We start from the raw sequence: 26,279 nt of genomic DNA on the forward strand, positions 1-26,279 counted from the left end.
AGGGACCCGCACCCCTCGCGAGGCCCGGAGCCCAAGATGCCGGTCAGCACCGCACCCACCGCCGCCCCGACGGCCCCCGCTGACTTCGACGCGCTCCGCCGAGCGGACCCGCAGATGGCGGAGATCCTCCTGGCCGAGCAGGACCGGCAGGCGTCCTGTCTCCAGCTCATCGCCGCGGAGAACTTCACCTCACCGGCGGTGCTCGCGGCCCTCGGCTCCCCGCTCTCCAACAAGTACGCCGAGGGCTACCCCGGCGCCCGCCACCACGGCGGCTGCGAGCTGGTGGACGTCGCCGAGCGCATCGCCATCGACCGCGCCAAGGCGCTGTTCGGCGCCGAGCACGCCAATGTGCAGCCGCACTCCGGCTCCTCCGCCGTCCTCGCCGCGTACGCCGCCCTGCTGCGCCCCGGGGACACCGTCCTGGCCATGGGGCTGCCGTACGGCGGCCACCTGACGCACGGCTCGCCGTCGAACTTCTCGGGGCGCTGGTTCGACTTCGTGGGGTACGGCGTCGACCCGGACAGCGGCCTCATCGACTACGACCAGGTCCGGTCCCTGGCCCGCTCGCACCAGCCGAAGGCCATCGTCTGCGGTTCGATCGCCTACCCCCGGAACATCGACTACGCGGCCTTCCGTGACATCGCCGACGACGTCGGCGCGTACCTCATCGCCGACGCCGCCCACCCGATCGGCCTGATCGCCGGGGGAGCGGCCCCCAGCCCCGTGCCGTACGCCGACGTCGTCTGCGCCACGACCCACAAGGTCCTCCGCGGCCCGCGCGGCGGCCTGATCCTGTGCGGCACCGAGCTCGCGTCCCGTATCGACCGGGCTGTGTTCCCCTTCACCCAGGGCGGCGCGCAGATGCACACCATCGCGGCCAAGGCCGTCGCTTTCGGCGAGGCGGAGACCCCGGCCTTCACCGCGTACGCCCATCGGGTCGTCGCGAACGCGCGCGTCCTCGCCCAGGCGCTCGCCGCAGCGGGCTGCACGGTCATCACCGGCGGCACGGACACCCACCTGATCCTGGCCGACCCCACGCCCCTGGGCGTCGACGCGCACACGGCCCGCGGCAGGCTCGCCGCCTGCGGCCTGGTCCTGGACACCTGCGCCCTGCCCTACGCCGAGGGCCGCGGCCTGCGGCTCGGCACCGCCGCCGTCAGCACACAGGGCATGGGGGACGCGGAGATGGTGCGGATCGCGGCGCTCGTCGCCGATGCGGTGCGTGACGAATCCAGGGAGGCGAGCGACTCGAACGTACGAGAGGAAGTGCGTGAACTGGTGGGCAGATTTCCGCCGTATACGGCCTAGGTCAGGGTAGACGCGTCAAGGGACGGCGCGTACTCGTGCAACCATCGTCGCTACCCGGAAGTCCCTCACCGTATGCACGCAGAGCTAGGGTGTGGGGCTGAGATGGCCAGCGATACCTGTGGGGAAGCCCGTGCGTGAATACCTGCTGACGCTCTGCATCACGGCCGCGGTCACGTACCTGCTGACCGGCCCGGTGCGGAAGTTCGCGATCGTGGCCGGCGCCATGCCGGAGATCCGCGCCCGCGACGTGCACCGGGAGCCCACGCCCCGGCTCGGCGGTATCGCGATGTTCTTCGGGTTGTGCGCCGGACTCCTCGTCGCCGACCACCTGCCGAACCTGAACGACGTCTTCGAGCGGTCCAACGAACCGCGCGCGCTGCTCTCCGGCGCCGCACTGATCTGGCTGATCGGCGTCCTGGACGACAAGTTCGAGATCGACGCCCTGATCAAGCTGGGCGGCCAGATGATCGCCGCGGGCGTCATGGTCCTCCAGGGCCTGACGATCCTGTGGATCCCGGTGCCCGGCTACGGCATGGTCCTCCTGGACCAGGGCCAGGGCACGCTCCTGACGGTCGCGCTCGTCGTCATCACGATCAACGCGGTGAACTTCGTGGACGGCCTGGACGGCCTCGCCGCGGGCATGGTCTGCATCGCGGCGACGGCGTTCTTCCTCTACGCCTACCGCATCTGGTACGGCTACGGCATCGAGGCCGCGGCCCCCGCCACGCTCTTCGCCGCGATCCTGATGGGCATGTGCCTGGGCTTCCTGCCGCACAACCTCCACCCCGCCCGGATCTTCATGGGGGACTCGGGCTCGATGCTGATCGGCCTCGTCCTCGCGGCGGGTGCGATCTCCGCCACGGGTCAGATCGACGGCGACGCCCTGAGCCTGAACTTCGGCGGGACCCGCGATGCCACGCACGCGATGCTCCCGGTCTTCATCCCGCTCCTGATGCCGCTGACGATCATCGCGATTCCGTTCGCCGACCTGGTCCTCGCGATCGTGCGGCGTACGTGGAACGGCAAGTCGCCGTTCGCCGCCGACCGCGGCCACCTCCACCACCGGCTCCTGGAGATCGGCCACTCGCACAGCCGCGCGGTGCTGATCATGTACTTCTGGTCGGCGCTGATCGGCTTCGGCACGGTGGCCTACTCGGTCCACTCGGCCAGCATGTGGATCCTGCTGTTGATCGTCGCCCTGAGCGCGGTGGGTCTGGTCCTGCTCATGCTGCCGCGGTTCAGTCCGCACATCCCGGGCTGGGCCGAGTCCTTCGTGCCGCCGCGTTACCGGCGGAGCCGGAGGGCCGCCGCGGAGGCCTCCGCGGATGGTGCGACGGACGCGGCGGATGTGGCGGCGGACGACCGGCCCCCGGCCGAGTCGGACGTCAACGGGGCGACGGCCGTTGGCACCCGCTCGCGCATCGAGGATCGGCACAAGGCCGAGTCGTCGAGCTGACGGCGTCGGTCAAACTCGCTCAATACCAGACAAGTTGCCGCGCTGCATGCACATACGCGCGGATTAACTCTCATGTGTGACGGCGAGCACACTTAGCAGGTAAAGACCTCATCAAATAGTTTGTGATACCGTTCACGAAACCAGGGGATAGAGCCGAAGGACCGTAGTGCGACGGTCCATTGGCCCGAGGGACCCTCTCGACCCCGGACTACGCTCGTCCATGACGACACCCTGCCCCCATCAGTTAGCGGAGCGCCGCCATGCCGTCTCAAGACACCCGAACTCTCCTTCAGTCCGCCGTACCCACAGCTGCCGTTGGCGCGATCGTCGCCGTGGTGAGTGGTGTGGTCGCGGGTGGCAAGGGGGCTCTCGGGGCCGTCGTCGGCACCGTGGTGGTCATTGCGTTCATGGGGCTCGGAATGTTCGTCTTGCAGCGGACGGCGAAATCGCTTCCGCAGTTGTTCCAGGCGATGGGCATGATGCTCTACGTCGCCCAACTTCTGCTGCTCCTGATCTTCATGGCCCTGTTCAAGGACACCACGCTGTTCAACCCCAAGGCCTTCGCCGTCGCGCTCGTGGTGGCGACGGTCGCGTGGATGGCCGCACAGGCTCGTGCGCACATGAAGGCCAAGATCCTTTACGTGGAACCCGACTCCGAGCAGAAGGACAAGCCGGAGAAGTCGGGGTCCTCGGCGTGAAGGGTAGGGCCGGGATAAATGCGCGTTCGAGATGCTGCTATCGTCCGGTGCCAACTGCGGCACTGCCGGCGCGGGCATCTGAGCTGACGCCTGCACGATCGCGAGGCTCGATGCCTGAACGCCGCGCCCACATCCGAAACACCAGTCTGGTGCCGAATCGCGGCTGCGCGCCGCGCCGACACGACAACGAGGTTGCCGTACCTATGCGTCACGCCGAAGGAGCCCGCGGTGAGTGCTGACCAAACTGAGCTCGCCTTCGATTGGAGCTGTCGGATCATGTCCGACAACGGGTGCGGCTTCCCGGCTCCGGGCCTGCACTCGTTCCTCTTCAAGCCGTTCGCCACCGTCGGTGGGCTCGAGCTCAACAAGGTGATGCTGCTTGCCGTGATCACGACCCTCGTCGTGGTCACCTTCTTCTACGCCGCGTTCGGCAAGGCCAAGGTCGTGCCGGGCAAGCTGCAGATGATGGGCGAGGCCGGCTACGACTTCGTTCGCCGCGGGATCGTCTACGAGACGATGGGCAAGAAGGACGGCGAGAAGTACGTCCCGCTCATGGTCTCCCTGTTCTTCTTCATCTGGATCATGAACATCTGGTCGGTGATCCCGCTGACCCAGTTCCCGGTGGCGTCGGTCATCGCCTACCCGGCGGTCCTCGCGGCCGTCGTGTACCTGGTCTGGGTGCCGCTCACCTTCAAGAAGCACGGCTTCGTCGGTGGCTGGAAGAACATCACGGGTTACGACAACTCGCTCGGGCCGATCAAGTGGCTCGTGTCAGCGATCGAGCTCTTCTCCAACCTGCTGGTCCGGCCGTTCACGCACGCGGTCCGGCTCTTCGCCAACATGTTCGCCGGTCACCTGATGCTGGTGATGTTCACCGTCGCCTCCTGGTACCTGCTGAACAGCTTCTTGATCCCGGCCGCCGGCGTCTCGTTCGTGATGACCATGGCCATGATCGTCTTCGAGCTCTTCGTGCAGGCTGTTCAGGCGTACGTCTTCGTGCTCCTGGCCTGCTCGTACATTCAGGGCGCTCTCGCCGAGCACCACTGAGCCCCTCCGTAGAACCCCCTAAGCGCCCGGTGGCCAACCCCCACCGGTCCATGAAAGAGAAGGAAGTAACGGCATGTCCGCGACTCTCGAACTCGCCGCCGTCACCGGTGACCTCAGCAACCTCGGCTCGGTCGGCTACGGCCTCGCCGCGATTGGCCCCGGCATCGGCGTCGGCATCGTTTTCGGTAAGGGCACCGAGGCCCTGGCCCGTCAGCCTGAAGCTGCCGGCCTGATCCGTTCGAACCAGATCCTCGGCTTCGCTTTCTGCGAGGCGCTCGCCCTCATCGGCATCGTCATGCCGTTCGTCTACCAGTGATCCTCTGAAGACGATCCGTTCCGTTAGACGAAAGGCACTGATGTGATCGCCAACCTGGTGCAGCTGGCGGCGGAGGAGAAGCAGAACCCGCTGATCCCGCCCGGCCCCGAGCTGCTCGTCGGCGCCATCGCCTTCGCCATCGTGTTCTTCTTCTTCTGGAAGAAGCTCCTCCCGAACATCAACAAGGTTCTGGACGAGCGCCGCGAGGCGATCGAAGGCGGTATCGAGAAGGCCGAGGCCGCTCAGACCGAGGCCCAGAGCGTGCTGGAGCAGTACAAGGCTCAGCTCGCCGAGGCACGGCACGAGGCCGCGCGTCTGCGCCAGGAGGCGCAGGAGCAGGGCGCCACGCTCATCGCTGAGATGCGTGCCGAAGGCCAGCGTCAGCGCGAGGAGATCGTGGCCGCCGGTCACGCGCAGCTCGCCGCCGACCGCAAGGCCGCCGCGCAGTCGCTGCGTCAGGACGTGGGCCAGCTGGCCACCGACCTGGCCGGCAAGCTCGTCGGTGAGTCCCTCGAGGACTCCGCTCGGCAGAGCCGCACCATCGACCGCTTCCTCGACGAGCTCGAGGAGAAGGCCGAGGCCACTCGATGACAGCGCACGGAGCCAGCCGCGAGGCCCTCGCGGCCGCGCGCGAGCGTCTCGACGCGCTGATCGACAACACCTCGGTGGACGTGCGGCGGCTCGCTGACGAGCTCGCCTCGGTCACCGCGCTGTTCAACCGCGAGGTCTCGCTGCGCCGGGTCCTGACCGACCCGTCGCAGTCCGGTGAGGCCAAGGCCGAGCTCGCCGGGCGGCTGCTCGGCGGGCAGGTGAGCGGCGAGAGTGCCGACCTGGTCGCCGGCCTGGTCCGCTCGCGTTGGTCGCAGTCGCGTGACCTGGTGGACGCCCTCGAGGAACTCACCAACCTCGCCGACCTGACCAGTGCGCAGAAGGCCGGCGCGCTGGACGACGTCGAGGACGAGCTGTTCCGGTTCGGCCGGATCGTCTCCTCGAACACCGGGCTCCGGTCCGCGCTGACCGACCGCGCCGCCTCCGGTGCGGCCAAGGGCGAGCTGCTGCGCAGCCTGCTCGGTGGCCGGGCCAACGAGGTCACGGAGCGGCTTGTCGAGCGCCTTGTGACCGCGCCCCGTGGACGTAGCCTGGAAGGTGGACTCGAGTCCCTCTCCAAGCTGGCCGCGGCCCGCAGGGACCGCATGGTCGCCGTGGTCACTTCGGCTGTTCCGCTCTCGGACCAGCAGAAGCAGCGTCTCGGTGCCGCCCTCGCGAAGGTCTACGGCCGGCAGATGCACCTGAACCTCGACGTGGACCCCGCGGTCCTCGGCGGGATCACGGTGCAGGTCGGTGACGAGATCATCAACGGCAGCATCGCGGACCGTCTCGAGGACGCGCACCGCCGCATGGCGCGCTAGCAGTAACGCAGAACGTTGTAATTACGGCCCTAGTTGGGCCGTGCAGAGGATTCACCTCTTACTTGGGGGGAGTCCCCAGACCCCCAAAGTGAAACTTCGGGCCCAACAAGGAGAGCAGGGAACCCAGATGGCGGAGCTCACGATCCGGCCGGAGGAGATCCGGGACGCACTGGAGAACTTTGTCCAGGCGTACAAGCCGGACGCGGCCTCGCGCGAGGAGGTCGGTTCGGTCAGCGTTGCCGGTGACGGCATCGCGAAGGTCGAGGGCCTCCCCTCGGCCATGGCCAACGAGCTGCTGAAGTTCGAGGACGGCACCCTCGGTCTCGCCCTCAACCTTGAGGAGCGCGAGATCGGCGCCGTCGTACTCGGCGAGTTCAGCGGCATCGAAGAGGGCCAGCCGGTCACCCGTACCGGCGAGGTCCTGTCCGTCGCGGTGGGCGAGGGCTACCTCGGCCGTGTCGTCGACCCGCTCGGCACCCCGATCGACGGCCTCGGCGAGATCGAGACGTCCGGCCGCCGCGCCCTCGAGCTGCAGGCCCCCACGGTCATGGACCGCAAGTCGGTCCACGAGCCGATGGAGACCGGCTACAAGGCCGTCGACGCGATGACCCCGATCGGCCGTGGCCAGCGTCAGCTGATCATCGGCGACCGCCAGACGGGCAAGACCGCCCTGGCCGTCGACACGATCATCAACCAGCGCGACAACTGGCGCTCGGGCGACGTGAACAAGCAGGTGCGCTGCATCTACGTCGCCGTCGGTCAGAAGGGCTCCACCATCGCCTCCGTGCGCGGTGCCCTCGAAGAGGCCGGCGCCCTTGAGTACACGACCATCGTCGCCGCCCCGGCGTCCGACCCGGCGGGCTTCAAGTACCTGGCGCCCTACACCGGTTCGGCCATCGGCCAGCAGTGGATGTACGAGGGCAAGCACGTCCTCATCATCTTCGACGACCTCTCGAAGCAGGCCGACGCCTACCGCGCCGTGTCCCTGCTGCTCCGCCGCCCGCCGGGGCGCGAGGCCTACCCGGGTGACGTCTTCTACCTGCACTCGCGTCTGCTCGAGCGCTGCGCGAAGCTCTCGGACGACATGGGCAAGGGCTCGATGACGGGTCTCCCGATCGTCGAGACCAAGGCGAACGACGTGTCGGCGTTCATTCCGACCAACGTCATCTCCATCACCGACGGCCAGTGCTTCCTGGAGTCCGACCTGTTCAACGCCGGTCAGCGTCCGGCCCTGAACGTCGGTATCTCGGTCTCCCGTGTCGGTGGCTCCGCCCAGCACAAGGCGATCCGCCAGGTGTCCGGCCGTCTCCGCGTGGACCTCGCCCAGTACCGCGAGCTGGAGGCGTTCGCCGCCTTCGGTTCCGACCTGGACGCCGCGTCGAAGGCCTCCCTCGAGCGCGGTCAGCGCATGGTCGAGCTGCTCAAGCAGGCTCAGTACCAGCCGATGGCCACCGAGGACCAGGTCATCTCCATCTGGGCCGGCACCACGGGCCGCATGGACGAGGTCCCGGTCGTCGACATCCGGCGCTTCGAGCGTGAGCTGCTCGACTACCTGCACCGCAAGGAGCAGGGCCTGATGACCTCCATCAAGGAGGGCGGCAAGATGTCCGACGACACGATCACGGCCATCGCCGACGCCGTCGCCGAGTTCAAGAAGCAGTTCGAGACCTCGGACGGCAAGTTGCTCGGCGAGGACGCTCCGGCTGCCGTCGACGCGTCCAAGTGACGACGGAAGGGACCTGACTCATGGGAGCCCAGCTCCGGGTCTACAAGCGTCGCATCAAATCCGTCACCGCGACCAAGAAGATCACCAAGGCGATGGAGATGATCGCCGCCTCGCGTGTCGTCAAGGCACAGCGCAAGGTGACCGCCTCCACTCCGTACGCGACCGAGCTGACCCGCGCGGTCACCGCGGTGGCCACGGGTGCGAACGACAAGCACCCGCTGACCACCGAGGCCGAGGCTCCGACCCGGGCCGCTGTGCTGCTCCTCTCGAGCGACCGCGGTCTGGCCGGCGCCTTCAACTCCAACGCCATCAAGGGCGCGGAGAAGCTCACCAAGAAGTTGCAGGACGAGGGCAAGGAGGTCGACACGTACATCGTCGGCCGCCGTGGCATCGCGCACTACAACTTCCGTGAGCGGAAGATCTCCGGGCAGTGGACGGGCTTCACCGATGCCCCTTCCTACGCGGACGCCAAGGAGATCGCCGCACCCCTGATCGAGGCCATCGAGAAGGACACGGCCGAGGGCGGCGTGGATGAACTCCACATCGTCTACACCGAGTTCATCTCGATGATGACGCAGGAAGCGACCGGTTCCCGGCTGCTCCCGCTGAGCCTCGACGAGGTCGCGGAGGCTGACACATCAGCTGCTGCCGCAGCGGGGGGCAAGAGTGACCAAGCCCGTCCGCTGTACGACTTCGAGCCGTCGGCGGAGGACGTCCTCGACGCCCTGCTGCCGCGCTACGTCGAGAGCCGTATCTACAACGCGCTGCTCCAGTCGGCTGCTTCCAAGCACGCCGCCACGCGCCGCGCGATGAAGTCGGCGACCGACAACGCGGGTGACCTGATCAACGCGCTCACCCGTTCTGCCAACGCGGCCCGCCAGGCCGAAATCACCCAGGAAATCAGCGAGATCGTCGGTGGCTCCAGTGCCCTGGCCGACGCTTCCGCGGGGAGTGACAAGTAATGACGACCACTGTTGATACGGCCGTTGCCACGGGCCGCGTCGCCCGGGTGATCGGCCCGGTCGTCGACGTGGAGTTCCCCGTCGACGCGATGCCGGACATCTACAACGCGCTTCACGTCGAGGTGGCCGACCCGGCCAAGGACGGCGAGAAGAAGACGCTGACGCTCGAGGTCGCCCAGCACCTCGGCGACGGCATCATCCGCGCCATCTCGATGCAGCCCACCGACGGTCTGGTCCGCCAGGCCGCGGTGACCGACACGGGCGCGGGCATCACCGTCCCCGTCGGTGACATCACCAAGGGCAAGGTGTTCAACACCCTCGGTGCGATCCTGAACCACCCCGAGGCCGAGGCCGACGTCACCGAGCGCTGGCCGATCCACCGCAAGGCCCCGGCCTTCGACCAGCTCGAGTCCAAGACCGAGATGTTCGAGACCGGCCTGAAGGTCGTCGACCTTCTCACCCCGTACGTCAAGGGTGGAAAGATCGGTCTGTTCGGCGGAGCGGGCGTCGGCAAGACCGTCCTCATCCAGGAAATGATCATGCGTGTGGCCAAGCTGCACGAGGGCGTTTCCGTGTTCGCCGGTGTCGGCGAGCGCACGCGTGAGGGCAACGACCTCATCGACGAGATGGAAGAGTCGGGCGTTCTGGACAAGACCGCCCTGGTCTTCGGCCAGATGGACGAGCCGCCGGGCACGCGTCTGCGCGTCGCCCTCGCCGGTCTGACCATGGCGGAGTACTTCCGCGATGTGCAGAAGCAGGACGTGCTGTTCTTCATCGACAACATCTTCCGCTTCACGCAGGCCGGTTCCGAGGTCTCGACCCTGCTCGGCCGTATGCCCTCCGCGGTGGGCTACCAGCCGAACCTGGCCGACGAGATGGGCCTCCTCCAGGAGCGCATCACCTCGACGCGTGGTCACTCGATCACCTCGATGCAGGCGATCTACGTCCCCGCGGACGACCTCACCGACCCGGCCCCGGCCACGACCTTCGCGCACCTCGACGCGACGACCGTGCTGTCGCGTCCGATCTCGGAGAAGGGCATCTACCCGGCGGTGGACCCGCTGGACTCGACGTCCCGCATCCTGGACCCGCGCTACATCGCGCAGGACCACTACGACGCCGCCATGCGCGTGAAGGGAATCCTGCAGAAGTACAAGGACCTCCAGGACATCATCGCGATTCTCGGCATCGACGAGCTCAGCGAGGAGGACAAGCTGGTCGTCCAGCGTGCCCGCCGCGTCGAGCGCTTCCTGTCGCAGAACACGCACGCCGCCAAGCAGTTCACCGGTCTCGACGGTTCGGACGTGCCGCTCGACGAGTCGATCGCCGCGTTCAACGCGATCATCGACGGCGAGTACGACCACTTCCCCGAGCAGGCGTTCTTCATGTGCGGTGGCATCGAGGACCTGAAGGCGAAGGCCAAGGAGCTCGGCGTCTCCTGAGTCCGTGACTCACGGGAGGGGTGGGCCAGTCCCGCCCCTCCCGGTACGCCCACTAGAATTTGACCCAACACCCGGCGAAGCCGCCGGGTGGTGACCCGAGGAGCCACCCTTGGCTGCTGAGCTGCATGTCGAGCTGGTCGCCGCGGACCGCAGTGTCTGGTCCGGCGAGGCCACCCTGGTCGTCGCGCGCACCACGTCCGGCGACATCGGCATCATGCCCGGTCACCAGCCGCTGCTCGGTGTGCTGGAGTCGGGCCCGGTGACCATTCGTACGAGTGGTGGCGACACCGTCGTCGCCGCCGTCCACGGAGGATTCGTCTCCTTCGCGGACAACAAGCTGTCGCTGCTTGCTGAGATCGTCGAGCTGTCGGACGAGATCGATGTACAGCGTGCGGAGCGGGCGCTCGAGCGCGCGAAGTCGGAGGCCGACGCCTCCGCCGAGCGTCGCGCGGACGTCCGACTGCGGGCGGTGTCGTCGCGCTGAAACGGGCGCGACGGCGTTTGACGTGACTCAGCCGCGGCCAGGTCCGGAGTAATCCGGACCGGGTCGCGGCTGAGGCGATGCGGGTGCAATTCTGTTGGTCCGTTACGAAGAGGCGAGGAGGTCGGTGCCGATGATCCTCACTCTGCTCGTGTGCGGACTCGTGTTGGTCGTGCTGGTGTTGGTGGGACTCTTCGTCTTCGGGCTGCGGCGCCGGCTCATCCAGCGCTCCGGCGGCACCTTCGACTGCAGCCTGCGCTGGAACGCCCCGGAGAAGGGCGACACCTCCGGCAAGGGCTGGGGGTACGGGGTCGCCCGCTACAACGGCGACCGGATCGAGTGGTATCGAGTCTTCTCGTACGCTCCCCGTCCTCGGCGGACCCTGGAGCGCTCGGCCATCGAGGTCGTCGACCGCCGCGCCCCGGACGGCGAGGAGGAGCTCGCGCTGCTCTCCGACGCGATCGTCCTCGGCTGCCTGCACCGCGGCGTACGCCTGGAGCTGGCGATGGGCGAGGACGCGCTGACGGGTTTCCTGGCTTGGCTGGAGGCGGCGCCTCCGGGCCAGCGGGTCAACGTAGCGTAAACGGGAGCGCCCCGTCAGGGGCGCGGGGAACTGCGCGACCAGCCACATAGAGCCCGCGGACGAAAGACGTAAGAAGCCGGGGAGAACAGGGGGCGTACCTGTTCTCCCCGGCTTCGTCTATGCGGGACGGGCTACTTCAGGCCGTCATTGATAGCGCTCACCAACTCGCCGCCGGCGGTGTCACCACTGAACTCCCAGAAGAACGCGCCGCCAAGGCCCTGCTGCTTCGACCAGGCCATCTTGCTCTTGACCGTCGCCGGAGTGTCGTACGACCACCAGTTGTTGCCGCAGTGGGCGTAAGCCGTGCCGGCGATCGTGCCGTTCGCGGGGCAGGAGTTCTTGAGGACCTTGTAGTCCTCGATGCCCGCTTCGTACGTCCCCTGCGCCGCGCCCGTAGCCGTGCCGCCCGGCTCCTTCTGTGTGACGCCGGTCCAGCCGCGGCCGTAGAAGCCGATGCCGAGCAGGAGCTTCGAGGCGGGGACGCCCTTCGCCTTCAGCTTCGATATCGCGTCGGCGGAGTTGAAGCCGTCCTGCGGGATGCCGGGGTAGGAGGTGAGCGGGGAGTGCGGGGCCGTCGGGCCCTTGGCCGCCCAGGCGCCGAAGAAGTCGTACGTCATCACGTTGTACCAGTCGGCGTACTGCGAGGCGCCGCCGTAGTCGGCCGCGTCGATCTTGCCGCCGCTGGAGCCGTCCGCGGTGATCGCGGCGGTGACCAGAGCGTCCTTGCCGAACTCGGTGCGGAACGCCTGCATCATGTTCTTCATCGAGGCCGGGCCGCTGGTGTCACAGGTCAGGCCGCAGGCGTTGGGGTACTCCCAGTCCAGGTCGATGCCGTCGAAGACGTCGGCCCAGCGCGGGTCCTCCACCAGGTCGTGGCAGGACTTGGCGAAGGCCGCCGGGTTCTTCATCGCGTCGGTGAAGCCGCCGGACCAGGTCCAGCCGCCGAAGGACCACAGGACCTTGATGTTGGGGTGCTTGGCCTTGAGCTTGCGCAGCTGGTTGAAGTTGCCGCGCAGGGGCTGGTCCCAGGTGTCGGCCTTGCCGTCGACGGACTGGTCGGCGGTGTACGCCTTGTCGTAGTCCGCGTAGGCGTCGCCGATCGTGCACTTGCCGCCCTGGACGTTGCCGAAGGCGTAGTTGATGTGCGTGATCTTGGAGGCGGAGGCCGAGGTGTCGATGTTCTTCACGTGGTAGTTGCGGCCGTAGACGCCCCACTGGGTGAAGTAACCGAGCTTGACCTTGTCACCGGGGCCGGGGCCCGGGTCGGTGTCGCCCGTGGTGTGCACCTTGACGGCGCCGGAGGCGGGGCCCGTCTGGTCGGCGGTGTCGCGGGCCTGGACCGTGTACGAGTAGTCGGTGCCCGCGCTGAGACCGCTGTCGGCGTACGAAGTCCCGGTCACCGTCGCGACCTTGGAGCCGTCGCGCAGGACGTCGTAGTTCTTGACGCCCTTGTCGTCGGTGGCGGCCTTCCATGAGAGCTTCGCCGAGGTGTTGGTGATGTCGGACGCGGTGGGGGTGCCGGGCGCAGAGGGCGGGTTGTCGCCGGGGACGCTGCCGCCGTCACAACTGGCGCCGTTGAGCGTGCAGTTGGCGGGCGAACCCGGGCCCGAGCCGTTGAACCCGAAGGAGACCGAGGCGCCGGGGGCGAGCGTCCCGTTCCAGCCGACGTTCTTGGCGGTCCAGCGGTTGCCGGAGTTGGTGACGGTGGCGTCCCAGGCGGAGGTCACCTTCGTGCCGGAGGGGAAGTCCCACTCGACGTTCCAGGAGCTGATGGAGGTGGTTCCGGTGTTCTTGACGGTCCACTTGCCCTCGAAGCCGCTGCCCCAGTCCTGGGTCTTGGCGTAGGTGGCGGTGGCCGCGGGGGCGGCTTCCGGCGCGGCTTCGGCGGGGCCGCCGAGCGCGACCAGGGTGGCGAGCGGGAGCAGCAGGGTGGTGAGGCCTGCCACGGCTCTGTGTCTGAAGCGCACTGTGTGCTCCTCGGGTGAGATCCGGGGGGACAGAGGGGTGGAACCCTGCGCCGCCCGTGAGCACGTGGAACACGTGGGGGAGTGCTCACCGCAGTGCCGGTGAGAATAGAAAGGTCTGGACCAGCGGTCAAGAGGTCTGAACCATTGGCCGGATCGCGCCGGTCCGGCGCGCTGGAGCCGGGCCTATACACCCAACTCCTGCGCGAGTACGGCCGCTTGGACCCTGCTGCGCAGTTCCAGCTTGGCGAGCAGTCGGCTGACGTGGGTCTTCACCGTCGCCTCCGCCATGTCGAGGCGGCCCGCGATCTCCGCGTTCGAGAGACCTTCGCCGAGGCAGGCGAGCACCTCTCGCTCGCGTCGCGTGAGGATGTCGAGGATGGCGGGATCGGGTCCGTTCTCCCGGCGTGCGGGCCTGGCGTTCCGTGGGGCCGCGAACTCGGCGATCAGCCGCCGGGTGACGGCCGGGGCGATCAGGCCCTCGCCTCGCCCGACCGTACGGACCGCCTCCAGGAGGTCCCTGGCCTCGGTGTTCTTCAGGAGGAAGCCGGACGCGCCCGCCCGCAGCGCCCCGAAGACGTACTCGTCGAGGTCGAAGGTGGTCAGGACGAGCACGTCGCAGAGCCCCTCGGAGACGACCTGACGCGTGGCGGAGACCCCGTCGAGACGCGGCATCTGGATGTCCATGAGCACCAGATCGGGGCGGAGTTCACGGGCCAGCCGCACCGCCTGCTCGCCGTCCGACGCCTCGCCGACCACCTCTATGTCCGGCGCGCTGCGCAGGATCAGGACGAGCCCGGCCCGTACGGCGGACTGGTCCTCGGCGACGAGCACTCGGATCATGCGGAAGCTCCTTGGTCTGCGGGGTCGACGGGCAGGGTGGCGCGGACGTCCCAGACCTTGCCGTCCGTGGTGCTCTCGGGGCCCGACTCGAAGGTGCCGCCGAGGAGTTCGGTGCGCTCCCGCATGCCGACGAGACCGGCTCCCGAACCGGGAGCGCGGGGGCCGGTGGGGGAGCCGTAGGGGCTGGTCACGTGGACGTCGAGGGCCTGGGGGTGCTGGGTGAGAGCCACCGTGACCAGGCCGGGCGACGCGTGCTTGAGTGCGTTGGTCAGGGACTCCTGGACGATGCGGTACGCCGCGAGCTCGACGGGCGCGGGGAGCCGTGGGCCCTCCGGGGCGCGGGTGTCGTCGAGCGTGACGTCCAGACCATTGGTACGGGCGCCCGCGATCAGGGCGCCGAGGCCGTCGAGGGTGGGCGCGGCCGTCGGTTCCCTGTCGTCACTGGAGTCCCGGAGGATGCCGATGAGGCGGCGCATCTCGGCCAGACCCTCGACGCTGTTCTCGCGGATGACGGCGAGCGCGTCGCGGGTGGTCTTCGGGTCGTCGAGGGAGAGCGCCGCCGTGGAGTGGATGGCGATCGCCGAGAGGTGGTTGGCGACCATGTCGTGCAGCTCGCGGGCCATCCGGGCGCGCTCGGCGGTGATGGCCTGCACTCGGTCCATCTCGGCGAGCAGCGCGGTCTGTTCGGCCCGTAGCCGGGCGGCGACGGCGGCCTCGCGGTGGTTGCGCACGAGAACGCCGGTGGTGGCGGGACCGAAGGACACGAGGCCGGTGATGACGCCGATCAGGATCGCCTCCGGCTCACGGGTCCAGGCGAGGAACCCGATCGTCACGGCGACCGTGATCGCCCCGGTGGTGACCGGGATGCGGCGGGCGGAGGCGGGCGTCCCGTAGACCACGGCGGCGTACACGATGTCCGTGAACATCATGATCGACGCGAGATTGCCCGACGTGAACTGGTCGGCGGCCAGCGCGAGCGTGCCGACGGTCAGGGCGGTCCGCGGCATGCTGCTGCGCAGCAGTTCGAGCCCCCCGAGGACGGCGAGCGGGATCAGCGCCCAGGTCGCGCCGAGCGGCCGGTCCGTCTGGGTGTGCAGTCCGAGCCCCCACAGCGCGAGCCCGGCGAGCACGCAGGTCACGGAGATCTGTACGTCGACACGCTTCGGGCGGGGAACGGGCAGGGCCATGCCTCCATCCAACACGGCGCGCCGGGGCCATGCCTGATCCTGAGGGAGGAACCGCGCGCTACATCGAAGGATGCAGTCCTACTTCGTCACTGCCGACGACGATCCGCGGCCGGTCCGGCGGGAGCCTTGAAGGGTGACCGAGAGGAGCGAACCGTGATCGTCACACTGATCATCATCTGCGAGGTCGGCTTCTGGGTGCTGCTGGCCGGCGGCCTGGCCCTGCGTTACGCGGCGAAGATGCCGCGCGCCAGTGTCGCCGTACTGCTGTGCGAACCGATCCTGGAGGTCGTCCTCTTCGTCGTCACCGCGATCGACCTGAAGAACGGCGCGGAGCCGGACTGGAAGCACGGCCTGGCAGCCGTCTACATCGGCTACTCCATCGCGCTCGGCCACTACACGATCAAGTGGGTGGACGTGCGCGTCGCCCACCGTTTCGCGGGCGGCCCGCCGCCCTCGACCCCCAAGTACGGCATGCCCCGAGCCATCCACGAGTGGAAGCTCGCCGCCCGCTGGATCCTGGCGGGACTGATCGCCATGGCGCTGCTGCAGGGAGCGGTCTGGTACGTCGGGGGCGACGGGGAGGTCGGCTCGCTGCGGATGTGGCAGCAGAAGATGCTGTGGGTGATCGGCATCAATCTGATCATCGCGGGGTCGTACACACTGTTCCCGAAGAAATCACCGCCGGTGGCGCCCCACAGGGGCGCGGGGAACGGCGCGACGAGTCACGACGCGTCCGCAGACGAACAACCGGCGCGCAACGCCTAACGCTCGCCGCCGGGAACCCACAACACGTCCCCGACCTCCTTGTTCGCCGTACGGGCCAGGATGAACAGGAGGTCGGAGAGCCGGTTGAGGTAGGTGGCGGTCAGGGGGTTCATGATCTCCCCGTGGCTTTCGAAGGCCGCCCAGGTCGACCGCTCCGCCCGCCGCACCACCGTGCACGCCTGGTGCAGCAGCGCGGCCCCCGGCGTGCCCCCCGGCAGGATGAAGCTGCGCAGCTTCTCCAGCTGCTCGTTGAAGCGGTCGCAGTCCGCCTCCAGCTTGTCGATGTACGACTGCTCGACGCGCAGCGGCGGGTACTTGGGGTCCTCGACTACCGGCGTCGACAGGTCGGCGCCCACGTCGAAGAGGTCGTTCTGGACCCGGACCAGGACCTTCGCGACCTCTTCGTCGAGCTGACCGAGGGCGATCGCCGTGCCGATCGCGGCGTTGGCCTCGTTCGTGTCGGCGTACGCCGAGATCCGCGGATCGGTCTTGGCGGTCCTGCTCATGTCGCCGAGGGCCGTCGTGCCCTTGTCGCCGGTCCTGGTGTAGATGCGCGTCAGATTGACCATGGGGTCAGCCTAGTTACGCGCCCGCCTTCCTGAAGACACGTGTGCCGACCGTCACGGACCCGACCGCGAGCGCGGCGGCCATCAGGACGCCGTACAGCATCGCCGTGCTCGCGTACTCGCCCACGTAGGCGGCCCGCACCGCGTCCACGAGGTAGCGGAACGGCATGAGGTGCGAGAGCACGTCCAGCCAGCCCGGCGCGAGCGCCATCGGCAGCATCAGGCCGGAGAGCAGCATCGAGGGCATGCTGACCGCGTTGATGACGGGCCCGAACTCGTGCGGCTTGGACACGAGCAGCGCGAGCGCGTACGAGAGGGATGCCAGGACGACCGTCAGGACGCCCACGAAGGCGAAGCCGATGAGGATGCCGGCCAGCGGTGCCCGCAGCCCCATGACCACGGCCGCGAGCACGAGCAGCACCGCCTGGAAGACGAAGAGCGCGGCATCGCGCAGCACCCGCCCCAGCAGCAGCGCGAGCCGGCTGACCGGCGTCACCCGCATGCGCTCCACCACGCCGAACTGCTTCTCGATGATGATCGCGAATCCGCTGTACGAGGCGCCGAACAGGCCGAGTTGGAGCAGCAGCCCCGGCACGAGCACCTGCCAGGAGTCACCGCGCGAGCCGAGCGGCAGGTCGGTCAGGAGCGGACCGAAGAAGAGCAGGTAGAGCAGCGGCATCAGGACGCCGAAGAGGATCTGGAACTTGGAGCGCAGGGTCTGGCGGGCGTACCGCCCGAAGATCAGCGCGGTGTCGGAGAGAAACGCAGACATGAGGGGGTCCTGGGGTTCAGACGGCGACGGGCGCCGTGTCCTTGGGGGCGAGGTCGCGCCCGGTGACCGCCAGGAACGTGTCCTGGAGCGAGGCGTCGATGGAGCCGCCGTACCGGAGCTTGAGCGCGCTCGGTGTGCCTTCGGCGACCACGACGCCCTTGTCGATGACGACGAGGCGGTCGCAGAGCGCGTCGGCCTCGTCGAGGTAGTGCGTGGTCAGGACGACGGTGGTGCCGTGGTCGTCGCGCAGCCGCCGCACGAGCGCCCACAGGTCGGCCCTGCTGCCCGGGTCGAGCCCGGTGGTCGGCTCGTCGAGGAAGAGCACCTCGGGCCGGTGCATGAGCCCCATGGCGATGTCAAGGCGCCGCCGTTGGCCGCCGGAGAGGGTCGCGCACTTGCGGTCGAGCAGGTCGGCGAGGGCCAGGTCGGCGGCCAACTCCTGGGCGCGGGCCGCGGCTTGCGTTTTCGTCATGCGGTAGAGCCGCCCCTGGGTGACCAGTTCCTCGCGTACGGAGATGTTCGGGTCGACGCCGCCGGACTGGGCCACGTACCCGATCCTGCGCCGGACGGCGGCCGGGTCGAGGGCCAGGTCGCGGCCCGCGACGGTGGCGGCGCCGCCGGTCGGCGTCAGGAGCGTGGTGAGCATGCGCAGCGTCGTCGTCTTGCCCGCGCCGTTCGGTCCGAGGAAGCCGAGGATCTCGCCGGGGGCGACGGTGAGGTCGATGCCGCGCACGGCCTCGACGGCGCCGCGCTTGGTCCGGAACGTCTGGGTGAGTCCGGCCGTGCTGATGATTGCCATGGCGACCACAAAAACAGAGTCTCTTAAATTTTGCAATGCCCCCAAGTTTTCAGTCGCCCAAGCCAGTGGCCGTAGAGTGAGGTCATGGCTGAAGGACTCAGGGAGCGCAAGAAGCGGCAGACGAAGCAGCGGATCTCGGACATCGCGACGGGGCTCTTCCTGGAGCACGGCTTCGTCACGGTGACCGTCGCGGACGTCGCCGAGGCCGCCGACGTCTCCGTGAACACGGTCTACAACTACTTCCCGGCCAAGGAGGACCTCTTCCTCGACCGCGGCGAGGCCATCGTCGACCGGCTCTCCGGGTATGTACGCGGCCGTCGCGCGGGGGAGTCCGCCGCCGCGGCCGTGCTGCGCGAACTGCGCTCGGACGTGGAAGGCGTGTCACCGCACGTCGGCCTCTTCACGGGCTGGGCCGACTTCATGAGGGTCATCACCGACGCCCACGCCCTGCGCTCCCGGCTCTGGGAGATCCAGCAGGAGGCGCTCGACCGCCTCGCGAAGACCCTCGCCGACGAGACGAAGGCCGCCGACGGCGATCCGATGCCCGGCCTGATCGCGGGTCAGCTCTCCTGGGTCCACAGCACGCTCATGGCGTGGATCGGCGACGAGATGACCAAGTGCCGCAACCCCGCGGAGGTCTCCCGCGACGCCCTCGTCCTGCTCGACGAGATGGAGGACCTGCTCGGCGAAAAGGTCCTCAACTACGCGGTGCGCGAGGCCGAATGACGCACACGGCCCGTGTCGGTGTGATGTCCGTCATCTGAGACGTGACGCGTGTCTCTTCGCCGCCACCTCGGCGCTCACGACCGCTACTGTCCGCTCAAAGGGCAAACGTAAACAGCGTGTAAGCCAGGCGTGATAAGCGGTAGGGGAGTCGGAACAGTGGCACGGAAGCTCGCCGTCATCGGAGCCGGACTCATGGGGTCCGGCATCGCACAGGTCTCCGCCCAGGCGGGCTGGGACGTCGTCCTGCGCGACGTCACCGATGAGGCCCTGACCCGTGGCACCGACGGGATCAAGGCGTCGTACGACAAGTTCGTGAGCAAGGGCAAGCTCGACGCCGCGGACGCCGAGGCGGCGCTCGGGCGCATCACGCCGAGCACCGACATGGACGCCGTCGCCGACGCGGACATCGTCGTCGAGGCCGTCTTCGAGAAGCTCGAGGTCAAGCACGAGATCTTCCGCACGCTCGACAAGATCGTGCGCGAGGACGCCGTGCTCGCGTCGAACACCTCCGCCATCCCGATCACGAAGATCGCGGCCGTGACGGAGCGGCCGGAGCGGGTCGTGGGCGCGCACTTCTTCTCGCCGGTGCCGATGATGCAGCTGTGCGAGCTGGTGCGCGGCTACAAGACCAGCGACGAAACCCTCGCCCGCACACGCGAGTTCGCCGAGTCCGTAGGCAAGACCTGCATCGTCGTGAACCGCGACGTCGCGGGCTTCGTGACGACCCGTCTGATCTCGGCGCTCGTCGTCGAGGCCGCGAAGCTCTACGAGTCGGGCGTCGCCACCGCCGAGGACATCGACATCGCCTGCAAGCTCGGCTTCGGGCACGCCATGGGTCCGCTCGCGACCGCCGACCTGACGGGCGTCGACATCCTGCTGCACGCCACGAGCAACATCTACACGGAGTCCCAGGACGAGAAGTTCGCACCGCCCGAGCTGATGCGCCGGATGGTTGACGCCGGTGACATCGGCCGCAAGAGCGGGCAGGGCTTCTACAAGCACTGAAGTCTGCTTCCTCCCCTGTGGGGTCACTCCTCGGGGTGAATTCGGTATCGGTTCGCTTACAGACGGCAACTTCCTTGCCCATGCGGCAGTCAGTTGCAGTGACATACGCAGACGCCGTACGGAACAGACGTCACAGGAAACTCAGCACTCTCGGGGAGCGCATATGCACATCAGGGGCGACCAGGCCCAGCTGGTCGTCGGGGGACGCCTCGACGTACGCAGCGCGGCGGACGCCCGAACGGTCCTGCACTCGGCCGTCGACGACGGAGCCGGAGACCTGGTGCTCGACCTGTCCGAACTCGACTCGTGGGACGCCACGGGACTCGGCGTCATCATGGGCGCGCACCGACGCGCGGGACGGTGCGGACGCCGGCTCGTGCTGCGCAGTGTGCCGCCCCAGATGCAGCGCCTGCTCGTGGCCACCCGGCTGCACAGAATCCTTGCCATCGAGGGCGGCATCGGGGTCGAATCGCTGCCCCGTGTGTGAGACACCTCTCGCGCACAATCCTCACGAGACTGTGACGTCTCGGACGGCGCGGTACCCCGCCCGTTCGGTGATACTGAGCGAAGGTCTAGGGTTCGGTCGCCCACCGTCATGACGAAGACTGACACCCGAGCGGGGGCACCGGACCAGAAGCGACAGCGCAGTGTGCACAAGGCCGGAGGGGGCTGTGTACACAACGCATCTGGGGGGCTTTGACCATGGACCCGATGAACCGGGGACCGGAAGAGTACGGCCATGACGGCATGAACGACGGCATCTACGACGACGATGCGGCGCGCCCCGTGCGGCCGCCCCGCGATCCTCTGACACCGGACTTCGGGCAGCCCGCGCCCGCGCTCGCCCGCACCGTCCAGCTCGTGTCGGGCGACTTCCTGCTCACCGTGAACCCCGTCGACGGCAGTGAGATCGAACCCTGCCCGCCGGGCGAGCGGCCCGCACGGCCCGTCAAGCGCACCGCCGCCGAGCGCGCCGAACTGCGCCGCGCCTCGGCGCCGCCACTGCCGCCGGGGCCCGTGCTGCCCCGGCTGCCGCTCCTGGAGCGGCAGGAGGAGCGCGAGCGGCTCGTGCGCCTGCTCGCACGCGGGCGCTCGGTGCGGCTCACGGGTCCCGCGGGCTCGGGGCGCACGTCGCTCCTGAACGCCGTCGCGGAGGACTGCGCGGACCTCGCGCCGGACGGCGTCGTACGGCTCTCCGGGTACCACAAGACGCCCGGCGACCTGCTCCAGGACCTCTTCGCCGCGGTCTACAACGCACCGCTGCACCGCCCCGACCGCACCCTGCTGCTCGACCTCGTCCACGACATCGGCGCGGTCGTCGTCCTGGACGACCTGGAGTTCGGCGCGGCCGCCCTGGAGGAGCTGCTCGAGGCGACGCCCGAGTGCGCCTTCCTCGTCTCCGCGACCCCCGACGTCGCGGCGCCGTCCCCCGAATCGCACCTCGAAGAGGTCTTCCTCGGCGGCCTCGGCCGCAGCGGCGGCCTCGAACTCCTGGAGCGTGCGGTCGGCCGCGTCCTGACGGACGACGAGGCCGGCTGGGCGGGCGACCTGTGGTTCGAGTCGGAGGGGCTGCCCCTGCGCTTCGTCCAGGCGGGCGCCCTGCTGCGCCAGCGCGACCAGCTGCGCGCCGACCCGAACGCCTTCGACGAGTACGGCTACTACACGGACGCCCCGGTCGACGCGCCCTTCGGCGCCGAGGGCCACGACGTCCCGCTGCCCTCGCTCGCCGACGGAGCCGCGCCCGCGGTGCTGCTCGCCTCGCGTCTGAGCCCTTCGGCGCGCAGCACGCTGCGGTTCGCCGTCGCGCTCGGCGGCGAGGTGCCGCACCAGGCGCATCTGCCCGCCCTCGTGGGGGACACCCACGCGGATGCGGCCCTCGCCGAGCTCGTCTCCACCGCGCTCGTCACGCCGGTCGGCTCGCACTACCGGCTCGCCGCCGGAGTGCGTACGCAGCTGGAGGCCTCCGGGTACGCGGACGACGCCGCCGAACGCGCCCAGGGCGCCGCCCAGCACTACGCCTGGTGGGCGGGGCACCCCTCCGTCGGCCCCGAGCGGGTCGTTGCCGAGGCCGACGCCGTGCTCGCGGCCCTCGGCGCCCTGGTCGCGGGGCAGTCCGCGTCAGGGGCGCCGGCCGGTGGCGAGGAGAGCGCCGCCGTGCTGCTCGCCCGCACCGTCGCGCCGGCCTTCGCCGGAGGGCTCGACTGGGGCGCCTGGGAGCGTGCCCTGCGGTCGGGCCAGGAGGCGGCGCGGACCGCGGGCGAGGTCGCCGAAGAGGCGTACTTCCACCACGAGCTCGGCATCCTCGCGCTCTGCGGCGGCTCGCTCGACCGGGCCCGCGTCGAACTCGAGGCTTCCGTCGGCCTGCGCGGCGCGCTCGCCGACAAGCGCGGCATGATCGCGGGCCGCAGGGCCCTGGCCCTGGTAGCCGACCGCTCGGGCGGCATGATGCCCGGCGCGAGCCCGGCGGCGGGCGAAGAGCTGCCCGACGCGCGCCACGAGGAGTCGGCGTCGCCCCCCGGCGGCGTACCGGCGGCGTTCGCGCTGCCCACACCGCCCCCGGAGCCCGAGACCCTGGTCACCCGCAAGGCCGCGCCCGCGGTGGGCGCGGGCGGCCCGGCACCGACCCGCCGTTCCATCGTCAACGGCGCCCGGCGCAACCTCGTGGCGGCGGGCGCGGGCGCCCTGCTCGCCGCCGTGCTCGGCACCGTGGTGACCCTCGGCGCGACGTCGGACGGCAACGACAACCCGCCCGACAAGGTCAAGACGGAGCAGTCGGCGAGCGAGGACCAGGACGACGACGGCCTGACCGCCGACAAGCCGGCCGAGGACTCGACGAGCCGCCCGGACGGCGACGGCCCGGACAACGTCCCCGGCACCGCCGACGACGGCACGCCGAGCGAGAGCGACGACCCCTCGGACAAGCCGAGCGACAGCGGCAAGCCGTCCGACGACACCTCGGGCAAGCCGTCCGACAAGCCCACGGACAAGCCGACGACGAAGCCGCCCACGACGAAGCCCCCGACGACCAAGCCGCCGACCACGAAGCCGCCCACGACGAAGCCGCCGACCACGCCGCCGCCGTCGACCCCGCCGCCGAGCACGGACCCGACGCCGGACCCGCCGTCGTCCCCGGACACCTCGGACTCGGCGAGCGGACCCGCGAGCAGCAGCCCGGCGTCGACGATCTGAGGCTCGTACGACTCGTACGATGCGTACGAAAGAGGGGGCCGGGTCCACCAGGACCCGGCCCCCTCCCACGTACGGGAACTCCTAGAACAGCCGCAGCTTGTCGTCCTCGATGCCGCGCATCGCGTTGTAGTCCAGGACGGCGCAACCGATGCCGCGGTCGGTGGCGAGCACGCGGGCCTGCGGCTTGATCTCCTGGGCGGCGAAGACGCCCTTGACGGGGGCCAGGTGCGGGTCGCGGTTCAACAGCTCCAGATAGCGGGTGAGTTGCTCGACTCCGTCGATCTCGCCGCGCCGCTTGATCTCGACGGCGACGGTCTGCCCTTCGGCGTCGCGGCACAGGATGTCCACCGGGCCGATCGCCGTCATGTACTCGCGCCGGATCAGGGAATAGCCCTCACCGAGCGTCTCGATCCGGTCGGCGAGCAGCTCCTGGAGGTGCGCTTCCACGCCGTCCTTGATGAGGCCGGGATCGACGCCCAGTTCGTGCGAGGAGTCGTGCAGGATCTCCTCCATCGTGATGATGAGTTTCTCGCCGCCCTTGTTCACGACGGTCCAGACGCCCGCGTCGTCCCCCGTCCCCTCCTTCAAGGTGCACGGCGGGGACATCCAGTTGAGAGGTTTGTAGGCCCGGTCGTCCGCGTGGATCGAGACACTGCCGTCCGCCTTCACAAGGATCAGGCGGGGGGCCGACGGGAGATGGGCTGTGAGCCTGCCCGCGTAATCCACGGAGCATCGGGCAATGACGAGACGCATGGGGCGCAACGCTACTCGACCCCAGGTGGTGCGCGCGATTCCTCCGGCGATCGCCCTGTTCGATCCTGGCCGGTTATGTTCCCAATCTCCTGGTGCAGCGCGGGTCCGGTGCTTACCGTATAAGCAGGAGGTCGCCGTGCGTGCACGCTGCGTGTGCGGGCTCCTGCCCTGTCCGGAAGCCCCCGCTCCCCGGGGGTGCGAGAGGAGAACCCATGTCGCTCGACGTCTCACCGGCACTGTTGGAACAGGCCGAGCGAGGCGAGGTCGATGAAGCGGAATTCGTCGACTGCGTCCGGACCTCCCTGCCTTACGCGTGGGAGATGATCAGCTCCCTGGTGGCCCAGCTGAAGGTTGACGGTGGCGAGTTCGCCGACAACCAGACGCCGCCACCCACCGAGCAGGCACGCGGCCAGCTCCTGCGGGCGCTGGCGAGTGACGCGATTCGCGGCGCTCTGCAGCGCCACTTCGGAGTGCGGCTCGCATTCCAGAACTGTCATCGTGTGGCGGTGTTCCCGCTGGACGCATCCGTGGACGACAGGCTCGCCCGGTTCACCTCGATCCGGGGCCAGCTGCTCAACCAGTCGCCCGAACTGCGGGACTGCTGACGCCTTTTGCTGCCGCTCCGTACGCGGGAGGTGTTCTAGTACCGGAGCGGCAGCTCCCCGCCCCAGCGGTTCAGCCGAGTTGGGGCAGCACTTCGGCGCCCAGCCTGCGGACGTTCTCCTCCGTCGTCGCCAGATCGCCCGAGCCCTCGACAAGCAGCGCGAAGCGTGTGATCCCCGTGCGCTCCGAGGTCGCCGCGATCCGGTCCGCGCACAGCTGCGGGGTGCCCACCGGATGCAGTCCGCAGAGCAGTTCCGTGTACGCGAGCGGGTCCCGCATGGCCCGTGCGCGGCCATCGACGGTGACATGCGCGTCCAGCCCCTGCTTGAGCCAGCCCGGCATCGCCTTCTGCAGCGTCTCCGCCGCGTCCACGCGCCGGTCCGCGATCTGCGCGACCCCGGCCGAGACGTGCGCGGCCCGCAGGACCTCCTGGGGCGTGCGCCCCGCGGCGCGCGCGTGCCGCTGCCACAACGCCACCATTTCGGCCTTCTCCTCGTCGCCGACGTGCATGCCGAGCAACATCGGCAGACCGCGTTCCGCGGCCAGCCGCACGCTGGACGGCGAGGTGCAGGCGACGATCACCTCGGGCCCTTCCGGGCTCTCGCCGGTGTCGTCGCCCGCCCCGGTCAGCGCCTCCTGCGGCCGTGGCACCACGGCGACCTCGCGGAAGGGGAAGCGGCCCGCGTCGCTCGCGACCCTGGGCTCGCTCAGCCACCGCAGCAGCAGGTCGAGCGACTCCGGGAAGCCCGTCTCGTACGCGTCGAGGCCGGACCCGAAGACCTCCAGGTCCACCCACGGTCCGCCGCGACCGACGCCCAGCGAGAAGCGCCCGCCGGACGTCAGGTGCAGCAGGGCCGCCTGCTCGCCCAGGGCGACGGGGTGGACGGTCGGCAGGACGCTCACGGCGGTGCCGACACGGATGCGTCGCGTACGCCCGAGAAGGAGCGCGGCGAGGGTCACGGCGGACGGACACGTGCCGTACGGCACGAAGTGGTGCTCGGCGAGCCAGACGGAGTCCAGGCCCGCTTCCTCGGCCACCTCCGCGGACCGCACCGCACGGTGCAACGCCTCTCCCTGCCCCTGTCCCGGGAACTGGGCGGCCAGAACAAAACTACCTACACGCATCGCACTCCTGCCTCCTTGGCGCCGACGCAGGCACTCCCCCTACGGGCAACAACGCATGACACGTGCCAAAGGCACGGCTTGGCATGAAGATTGACGGATTTTCTGCGAAATGCAGGGGGGATCTGTGGGGGTTGGTGCAGGACGCCTACCCGTGTCCGCGCCGCGTAGGCTGGACTCACCCTGGCCCCCGTACATCCCGTGAGGTGTCCCGTGTCCCCGCGTCGCAACCGCCCGAAGGGCGCCGGAGAAGACAGCCCGCGCCCGTCCGCGGAGACGACGGGCCGTTACGGCGGCTTCCAGTCCACCGAGAGCTGGCAGGGGGAGCAGTGGAGCCTGCGCCACGTCGCGGGCGCGAGCGCGGCCGGCAAGAGCTATCGCTGCCCCGGCTGCGACCAGGAGATCCCCTCCGGGGTCGCGCATGTGGTGGCCTGGCCCGAGCACTCGGGCGTCGACGAGCGCAGGCACTGGCACAAGGCGTGCTGGAACGCGAAGGACCGCCGCACCACGCGGGTGCAGCGGTCCCGTAACGCGCCGAGGTACTGAAGACCCCCGAG

At 69.3% G+C, this 26,279-nt stretch carries 27 protein-coding genes; 19 read left to right on the forward strand and 8 right to left on the reverse strand.

The features are described 5' to 3' along the window. Window positions 1–36: 36 nt before the first annotated feature. The 12 genes from glyA (at window position 37) to ABXJ52_RS25450 (ending at window position 11,428) form a co-directional block, all read left to right on the forward strand. Window positions 37–1,308 (forward strand): serine hydroxymethyltransferase, encoded by a 1,272-nt coding sequence (gene glyA / locus ABXJ52_RS25395; RefSeq protein WP_367044976.1) that lies wholly within the window; start codon window positions 37–39, stop codon window positions 1,306–1,308. Window positions 1,309–1,438: 130 nt separating this feature from the next. Further along, complete coding sequence (locus tag ABXJ52_RS25400; protein WP_367044977.1) at window positions 1,439–2,764, forward strand: MraY family glycosyltransferase; 1,326 nt, start codon at window positions 1,439–1,441, stop codon at window positions 2,762–2,764. A gap of 260 nt (window positions 2,765–3,024) precedes the next feature. Next, window positions 3,025–3,462 carry a hypothetical protein gene (locus tag ABXJ52_RS25405; RefSeq protein ID WP_367044978.1) on the forward strand — a complete coding sequence of 146 codons (438 nt, stop codon included), beginning with the start codon at window positions 3,025–3,027 and terminating at the stop codon, window positions 3,460–3,462. A 276-nt stretch (window positions 3,463–3,738) separates the two neighbouring features. Next, on the forward strand, window positions 3,739–4,509 hold the full coding sequence (gene atpB / locus ABXJ52_RS25410; protein WP_367044979.1) for a F0F1 ATP synthase subunit A: 771 nt from the start codon (window positions 3,739–3,741) through the stop codon (window positions 4,507–4,509). Between the two features lie 73 nt (window positions 4,510–4,582). Next, window positions 4,583–4,825: an ATP synthase F0 subunit C gene (atpE, locus tag ABXJ52_RS25415; protein WP_367044980.1), complete on the forward strand. Its 243-nt coding sequence runs from the start codon at window positions 4,583–4,585 to the stop codon at window positions 4,823–4,825. A gap of 42 nt (window positions 4,826–4,867) precedes the next feature. Continuing rightward, window positions 4,868–5,416 carry a F0F1 ATP synthase subunit B gene (locus ABXJ52_RS25420; RefSeq protein ID WP_367044981.1) on the forward strand — a complete coding sequence of 183 codons (549 nt, stop codon included), beginning with the start codon at window positions 4,868–4,870 and terminating at the stop codon, window positions 5,414–5,416. Continuing rightward, window positions 5,413–6,234 (forward strand): F0F1 ATP synthase subunit delta, encoded by an 822-nt coding sequence (locus ABXJ52_RS25425; RefSeq protein ID WP_367044982.1) that lies wholly within the window; start codon window positions 5,413–5,415, stop codon window positions 6,232–6,234. The genes ABXJ52_RS25420 and ABXJ52_RS25425 overlap by 4 nt, the downstream gene beginning before the upstream one ends. A 127-nt stretch (window positions 6,235–6,361) precedes the next feature. After that, entirely contained in the window at window positions 6,362–7,960 is a 1,599-nt protein-coding gene (gene atpA / locus ABXJ52_RS25430; protein ID WP_367044983.1) for a F0F1 ATP synthase subunit alpha, read from the forward strand. Between the two features lie 20 nt (window positions 7,961–7,980). After that, window positions 7,981–8,922 carry a F0F1 ATP synthase subunit gamma gene (locus ABXJ52_RS25435; RefSeq protein ID WP_367044984.1) on the forward strand — a complete coding sequence of 314 codons (942 nt, stop codon included), beginning with the start codon at window positions 7,981–7,983 and terminating at the stop codon, window positions 8,920–8,922. Then, a complete protein-coding gene (gene atpD / locus ABXJ52_RS25440; protein ID WP_367044985.1) occupies window positions 8,922–10,364 on the forward strand; it encodes a F0F1 ATP synthase subunit beta in 1,443 nt (480 codons plus the stop codon). Before ABXJ52_RS25435 ends, atpD begins: the two co-directional genes overlap by 1 nt. 109 nt (window positions 10,365–10,473) lie before the next feature. Further along, entirely contained in the window at window positions 10,474–10,848 is a 375-nt protein-coding gene (locus tag ABXJ52_RS25445; RefSeq protein WP_367044986.1) for a F0F1 ATP synthase subunit epsilon, read from the forward strand. A 130-nt stretch (window positions 10,849–10,978) separates the two neighbouring features. After that, the gene (locus ABXJ52_RS25450) at window positions 10,979–11,428 is read left to right on the forward strand and encodes a DUF2550 domain-containing protein (RefSeq protein ID WP_361833629.1); all 450 of its coding nucleotides are present in this window, start codon (window positions 10,979–10,981) and stop codon (window positions 11,426–11,428) included. A 131-nt stretch (window positions 11,429–11,559) separates the two neighbouring features. Here ABXJ52_RS25450 and ABXJ52_RS25455 read toward each other — a convergent pair whose 3' ends face one another. The 3 genes from ABXJ52_RS25455 to ABXJ52_RS25465 all read right to left on the reverse strand — a co-directional run bounded on the left by ABXJ52_RS25455 (window position 11,560) and on the right by ABXJ52_RS25465 (window position 15,422). Continuing rightward, the gene (locus ABXJ52_RS25455) at window positions 11,560–13,395 is read right to left on the reverse strand and encodes a glycoside hydrolase family 18 chitinase (protein WP_367044987.1); all 1,836 of its coding nucleotides are present in this window, start codon (window positions 13,393–13,395) and stop codon (window positions 11,560–11,562) included. A gap of 183 nt (window positions 13,396–13,578) precedes the next feature. Next, complete coding sequence (locus tag ABXJ52_RS25460; RefSeq protein ID WP_367044988.1) at window positions 13,579–14,235, reverse strand: response regulator transcription factor; 657 nt, start codon at window positions 14,233–14,235, stop codon at window positions 13,579–13,581. Next, the gene (locus ABXJ52_RS25465) at window positions 14,232–15,422 is read right to left on the reverse strand and encodes a histidine kinase (RefSeq protein WP_367044989.1); all 1,191 of its coding nucleotides are present in this window, start codon (window positions 15,420–15,422) and stop codon (window positions 14,232–14,234) included. The genes ABXJ52_RS25460 and ABXJ52_RS25465 overlap by 4 nt, the downstream gene beginning before the upstream one ends. A 153-nt stretch (window positions 15,423–15,575) precedes the next feature. Here ABXJ52_RS25465 and ABXJ52_RS25470 point away from each other — a divergent pair, with 153 nt between their 5' ends. Next, complete coding sequence (locus tag ABXJ52_RS25470; RefSeq protein ID WP_367044990.1) at window positions 15,576–16,187, forward strand: hypothetical protein; 612 nt, start codon at window positions 15,576–15,578, stop codon at window positions 16,185–16,187. Here ABXJ52_RS25470 and ABXJ52_RS25475 read toward each other — a convergent pair. From ABXJ52_RS25475 to ABXJ52_RS25485, 3 genes are read right to left on the reverse strand one after another with little or no spacing between them, the layout of a single operon-like run. Then, window positions 16,184–16,756, reverse strand: a complete 573-nt coding sequence (locus ABXJ52_RS25475) for a cob(I)yrinic acid a,c-diamide adenosyltransferase (RefSeq protein ID WP_367044991.1) — start codon at window positions 16,754–16,756, stop codon at window positions 16,184–16,186. The genes ABXJ52_RS25470 and ABXJ52_RS25475 overlap by 4 nt on opposite strands. Before the next feature lie 13 nt (window positions 16,757–16,769). Then, window positions 16,770–17,525 (reverse strand): ABC transporter permease, encoded by a 756-nt coding sequence (locus ABXJ52_RS25480; RefSeq protein WP_367044992.1) that lies wholly within the window; start codon window positions 17,523–17,525, stop codon window positions 16,770–16,772. Between the two features lie 16 nt (window positions 17,526–17,541). Then, on the reverse strand, window positions 17,542–18,324 hold the full coding sequence (locus ABXJ52_RS25485) for an ATP-binding cassette domain-containing protein (RefSeq protein ID WP_367044993.1): 783 nt from the start codon (window positions 18,322–18,324) through the stop codon (window positions 17,542–17,544). 84 nt (window positions 18,325–18,408) lie between these two features. Here ABXJ52_RS25485 and ABXJ52_RS25490 point away from each other — a divergent pair, with 84 nt between their 5' ends. The 4 genes from ABXJ52_RS25490 to ABXJ52_RS25505 all read left to right on the forward strand — a co-directional run bounded on the left by ABXJ52_RS25490 (window position 18,409) and on the right by ABXJ52_RS25505 (window position 23,244). Further along, a complete protein-coding gene (locus tag ABXJ52_RS25490; RefSeq protein ID WP_367044994.1) occupies window positions 18,409–19,050 on the forward strand; it encodes a TetR/AcrR family transcriptional regulator in 642 nt (213 codons plus the stop codon). Window positions 19,051–19,206: 156 nt separating this feature from the next. Then, a complete protein-coding gene (locus ABXJ52_RS25495) occupies window positions 19,207–20,055 on the forward strand; it encodes a 3-hydroxyacyl-CoA dehydrogenase family protein (protein ID WP_367044995.1) in 849 nt (282 codons plus the stop codon). A 163-nt stretch (window positions 20,056–20,218) separates the two neighbouring features. Beyond that, the gene (locus ABXJ52_RS25500; protein WP_160507247.1) at window positions 20,219–20,542 is read left to right on the forward strand and encodes an STAS domain-containing protein; all 324 of its coding nucleotides are present in this window, start codon (window positions 20,219–20,221) and stop codon (window positions 20,540–20,542) included. A gap of 215 nt (window positions 20,543–20,757) precedes the next feature. Then, entirely contained in the window at window positions 20,758–23,244 is a 2,487-nt protein-coding gene (locus ABXJ52_RS25505) for an ATP-binding protein (RefSeq protein WP_367044996.1), read from the forward strand. An 81-nt stretch (window positions 23,245–23,325) separates the two neighbouring features. Here the strand turns inward: ABXJ52_RS25505 and nucS are convergent, their stop codons facing one another. Next, window positions 23,326–23,997: an endonuclease NucS gene (gene nucS / locus ABXJ52_RS25510; protein ID WP_367044997.1), complete on the reverse strand. Its 672-nt coding sequence runs from the start codon at window positions 23,995–23,997 to the stop codon at window positions 23,326–23,328. Window positions 23,998–24,209: 212 nt separating this feature from the next. Here nucS and ABXJ52_RS25515 point away from each other — a divergent pair, with 212 nt between their 5' ends. After that, window positions 24,210–24,602, forward strand: coding sequence for an SCO5389 family protein (locus ABXJ52_RS25515; protein ID WP_361833650.1), 393 nt, complete (start codon window positions 24,210–24,212; stop codon window positions 24,600–24,602). 70 nt (window positions 24,603–24,672) lie between these two features. Here ABXJ52_RS25515 and ABXJ52_RS25520 read toward each other — a convergent pair whose 3' ends face one another. After that, complete coding sequence (locus ABXJ52_RS25520) at window positions 24,673–25,725, reverse strand: LLM class flavin-dependent oxidoreductase (protein WP_367044998.1); 1,053 nt, start codon at window positions 25,723–25,725, stop codon at window positions 24,673–24,675. 210 nt (window positions 25,726–25,935) lie between these two features. Between ABXJ52_RS25520 and ABXJ52_RS25525 the strand changes: the two genes are divergently transcribed. Next, window positions 25,936–26,268 carry an ATP/GTP-binding protein gene (locus ABXJ52_RS25525; RefSeq protein WP_367044999.1) on the forward strand — a complete coding sequence of 111 codons (333 nt, stop codon included), beginning with the start codon at window positions 25,936–25,938 and terminating at the stop codon, window positions 26,266–26,268. Window positions 26,269–26,279 lie beyond the last annotated feature (11 nt).

The organism is Streptomyces sp. Je 1-332, from assembly GCF_040730185.1.
In the GTDB taxonomy this organism is placed as follows: domain Bacteria; phylum Actinomycetota; class Actinomycetes; order Streptomycetales; family Streptomycetaceae; genus Streptomyces.